The organism is Holdemania sp. (assembly GCF_986127675.1).
This window is the reverse complement of the sequence record NZ_CFQZWI010000157.1, coordinates 1-4468: the sequence shown is the minus strand read 5'-3', so window position 1 is coordinate 4468 and position 4468 is coordinate 1. Positions and strand designations below refer to the sequence as shown.

Here is a 4468-nt window from a genome sequence, read left to right as displayed (position 1 = left end):
GCTGGTCACGGCCTTCTGCGCAATCGTCAACGGCGGGACGCTGTACCAGCCGTATATCACCAAGGCGATCCTGCATCCGACGACCAAGGATCCGATCGTCGAGGTGAAGCCCAACGCCGTGCGCCAGGTCATCAGCGAGGATACCAGCTTCAAGATGCGCTATGCGCTGGAAAGCGTCGTGGCGTTAGGCGGAGCGAAGGGGGCGTATATCGACGGCTACAAGATCGGCGGCAAGACCGGTACAGCCCAGAAGGCGAAGGACGGCGCGTATCTGAGCGGCGAGTACATTCTGTCGACGATCGCCGCGGCTCCAATCGACGATCCGCAGATCGTCGTGTATATCGCGCTGGATGCGCCAAAGTCCAACATTCAGTACGGCGGCACCGTCGTTTCCCCGATCGTGCGCAACGTGCTGGAAGATGTGCTGACACTCTATGAGGTCAGGCGAACCGACGATCAGATGGCGAAGATCAAGCTGTGGACCGATCCGGTGACCATCGAGGTCGGCGATTATATCGGCAAGGAATACAAAAAGGTAAAAAACGAAAATCTGAAGCTGGTCAAGATCGGCGAGGGCGACGTCGTCGTTGACCAGCTGCCGAGTCCGGGGGTGAAAATTGATGAACAAGGAACAGTCTGGCTCTACTGCCCGGCGGCGTCGGCTGAATGAGCTGCTGCGGGTGATTGGCATTGAAACGGAAGACGCGACGGAGCTGACCGCACTCAGCGACCGGGCGCAGGAAATCGGCCGGGACGGGTTGTTTGTCGCGCTGCGGGGCGACCGCGCGGATGGACGGCAATGGGCTGACGCGGTGCGCTCGCGCGGCGGGTACGTGCTCAGCGATCAGCCGGGGGAACGGACGATCGTGCATCCCGATCCGCGTGCAGTCTATCCGCTGCTGCTGCAGGCGTATTACGATTATCCGGCGCTGAAGCTGACGATGATCGGCGTGACCGGCACCAATGGCAAAAGCACGGTTACCCAGCTGCTTTACGACATGTTAAACGGCGCCGGGCGGCGCTGTTGTCTGATCGGCACCGGGCGGATTGTGATCGGCGATGAAATTCGCTTCAGTCCGAATACGACGCCCGATCCGCTGACGTTAACGCGCTTGCTGGACGAAGCGGTGAGACGGGGGATTGATACCGTGATCATGGAGGTCAGCTCCCAGGCGCTGGCGATGCACCGGGTCGACGGGCTGTTGTTCGATCTGGCGGTGCTGACAAATCTGAAACAGGATCATTTGGATTATCACAAGACATTAAAAGCGTATCAGCGGGCGAAATTCATGTTGTTTGAGAAATTGAAAGAGAAAGGGACGGCGATTTTGAATCAGGACGACCCGGTGACGCAGCGCTGGCTGGGACAGCTGCACCGGCCGGTGTTTACCTATGGCCGGGACAGCGTCAATTTCCGGATTCATCCGGTCGCGGAAACGCTGGATTCGATCACGTTTGATCTCAACGGCCACCGCGTCGAAGCGCCGCTGGCCGGAATCTTTAATGAAGGGAATCTGGCAGCCGCACTGGCCTGCGGGTTCGCGCTGGATATCCCCTGGGCGGCGATGCTGGAGTTCGCGCGTCATGCGGCGTTACCGGAAGGCCGGATGGAAATCGTATGCCAGCAGCCGGTGCTGGCCGTCGTCGACTACGCGCACACCGCCAGCGCACTGGAAGCGATGCTGAAGCACTGGCGTAAGGTGGCGGATGGGCGGCATACCCGTTTAAGCGTGGTGTTTGGCTGCGGCGGGGATCGGGAGGCGGATAAACGCCCGCTGATGGGCCGGATCACCTGCACCTATGCCGATCAGGTTGTGTTATGCGACGACAATCCGCGCACCGAGGATCCAGATCGAATTCTGGCGCAGATTGCCGCGGGCTGCGACGGCTCTGAGAAAATCATCCGCGACCGGGCGGAAGCAATAAAATTTGTACTCGACGGCGCGCAAACTGATGATATAATAGTAGTCGCTGGAAAAGGCGGGGAGACTTCCCTGATCCAGAACACGGCAAAGACTTGCCCCAGCGACCGCACGTTGATCGAGCGGTACTTCGGGTAAGCGGGGAGGACAGAAACATGTTTCTAACACTGGTCAGTGCTTTTGGAATCAGCCTGGTCGTCGTGCTTGCGACGATGCCGCTGCTGATCTCCTATCTACATAAAATCAACTACAACCAGACCGTCAGCGAATATTCGTTAGAAGAATACAAACAAAAACAGAAGACGCCGACGATGGGCGGCATCGTGTTCGTGCTGACGCCCTTAGCCGTAACGCTGCTTCTGCAGCCGGAGGCGATCCGCGACCTGCAGGCGATGATCGTGATGCTGGCGTATGTCGGCTACGGTCTGATCGGCTTTCTGGACGATTATATCATCGTGATCCGGCAGAACAACGAAGGCCTTAAGCCGCAGTACAAATTCTTTTTACAGCTGGTCTTAGCGGTGTTGTTCTTCTTCATGTACCGCCAGAACGCGTCGACGGATGTGATCCTGCCGTTTCTTGAATGGGTGATTCCGTTAGGCGGGCTGTATATGCTTTTGGTGTTCTTTATGTTCACCGGCGCGTCCAACGCCGTCAATCTGACCGATGGCATGGATGGGCTGGCAGGGGGATGCAGCTTTTTGGCCTTCGCGCCGTTTGTGATGTTCGCTCTGCAGCAGGACAAGCTGGCGATCGCGACGTTCATCATGGCGGTGATGGGATCGCTGCTGGGCTTTTTGAAATACAATTCGCATCCGGCGAAGATCTTCATGGGCGATACCGGCTCGCTGGCTTTGGGCGGGGCGCTGGCTGCCGTCGGGATGATTCTGAAGCAGGAGATCGCCGTTGTGGTGATCGGCGGGGTGTTCGTCTGGGAAACGCTGTGCGTCATTATCCAGATTTCATCGGTGAAGCTGCGCGGCAAACGCGTGTTCCGCTACACCCCGATTCATTACAGCTTTGTCTTAGGCGGCATGCGCGAGACGCAGGTCGTTGTGATGTTCTGGATTTTACAGCTGGTCTGCACGGTGGCCGGCTTTCTGATTGGAGTGTTGTAATATGAAGGTTTTAATCATCGGCGCGGCCCGCAGCGGGACGCAGGCGGCGTATTTGCTGGCAAGTCATCATCATGCGGTCACGATTACCGATATGAAGCAGATCGATGCGAAACGCGAACTGGAAGAAGCCGGAGTTCAGGTCCTGGATCACGGACATCCGGAATTTTTGAAAATGGAAAACTGGGATCTGATCGTCAAGAATCCGGGGATTCCTTATCATGCGCCGTTCGTGCAGTATTTCGTAGAGAAAAAAGCAAGGATTGTCAATGAAATTGAGGTGGCTTCGTGGTTTACCGATCAGTTTACCTATGCCGCCATTACCGGTACTAATGGCAAGACCACGACGACGACGCTGCTGGGCGAGCTGCTGAAACGCAAGCGTCCCAATGCCCGGACTGCGGGCAATATCGGTGTGCCGTTATCGGAAATCGTGCGGGAACAAGGCGATCAGAAGACCGACGTGGCGCTGGAGGTCGCGGCCTTTCAACTGGTCGCGATGGAAAAGTTCCATCCGACGGTGTCCGTCTGCATGAATCTGACGCCGGATCACCTGGATTATTTCGGTTCGCTGGACGCCTATTACGACGCCAAGATGCTCGTCTGGAAAAATCAAACCGGCGACGACTGGTTTTTAGTCAATCTCGACGATCCGGAAATCGTCAAACGCTGCGCGGAGCTGCCGTGCCGCAGGGTGACGTTCTCGCTGGATCAGCCGGCCGACGTCTGCGTAAAGCAGGATCAGGTCTGGCTGTTTGATCAGCCGCTGTTTGCGCTGAGTGATCTGCATCTGCCGGGCCGGCATAACCTGCAGAACGCAATGGCGGCGGCCGCGATGGCGGTGAAGATGGGCGTGGACGCGGATCAGATCCGCGAAGGTATCCGCACGTTCAAGGGCGTCGAGCACCGGATCGAATTTGTGGCGGAAATCAATGGCGCGCGGTATTACAACGATTCCAAGGGGACCAACGTCGACGCGACGACGGTCGCCCTGAAGGCTTTTGATAAACCGGTGATTCTGCTTGCCGGGGGGTATGATAAAAAGACCGGCTTCGAGGGTCTGAAGCCGGTTCTGGACCGGATCGCGACGATGATCGTGTATGGCGAAACCCGTGATCAGCTCAAGGCGCTGCGGCCGGATGCGATCGTCGTGGAAACGATGGCGGAGGCTGTTGATCAGGCCTGTCAGCTGGCGAAGAAGGGCGATATTGTGCTGTTGTCGCCGGTCTGCGCCAGCTGGGATCAGTTTACCGACTATGAACAGCGCGGCCGCCAGTTCAAGGAACAGGTGCTGGCGCTGGCCGGGCAGGCTGATGAAAAAAACAGTCTGTAACGCCGGTATTGTGCTTTAACCTTGAGCGATCCGAGATCACTGGCGTATCCGGTCACGACAGGTCATGCAGCGGATGTTCTTGAAGAAGATCGGAAGAG

General features: G+C 57.4%; 4 protein-coding genes. All 4 read left to right on the top strand.

Annotated features, from left to right (window positions below; all coding sequences use genetic code 11):
* The coding region (locus AC5OW4_RS14635) for a penicillin-binding transpeptidase domain-containing protein (RefSeq protein WP_493677156.1) at positions 1–670 on the top strand (670 nt) is incomplete at its 5' end.
* A complete protein-coding gene (locus tag AC5OW4_RS14630; RefSeq protein WP_493677155.1) occupies positions 621–2060 on the top strand; it encodes a UDP-N-acetylmuramoyl-L-alanyl-D-glutamate--2,6-diaminopimelate ligase in 1440 nt (479 codons plus the stop codon). The genes AC5OW4_RS14635 and AC5OW4_RS14630, both read left to right, overlap by 50 nt.
* A gap of 17 nt (positions 2061–2077) precedes the next feature.
* Positions 2078–3040: a phospho-N-acetylmuramoyl-pentapeptide-transferase gene (mraY, locus tag AC5OW4_RS14625; protein ID WP_072684155.1), complete on the top strand. Its 963-nt coding sequence runs from the start codon at positions 2078–2080 to the stop codon at positions 3038–3040.
* Between the two features lies 1 nt (position 3041).
* Entirely contained in the window at positions 3042–4370 is a 1329-nt protein-coding gene (gene murD, locus AC5OW4_RS14620; RefSeq protein WP_493677154.1) for a UDP-N-acetylmuramoyl-L-alanine--D-glutamate ligase, read from the top strand.
* The last annotated feature ends 98 nt before the right edge of the window (positions 4371–4468 follow it).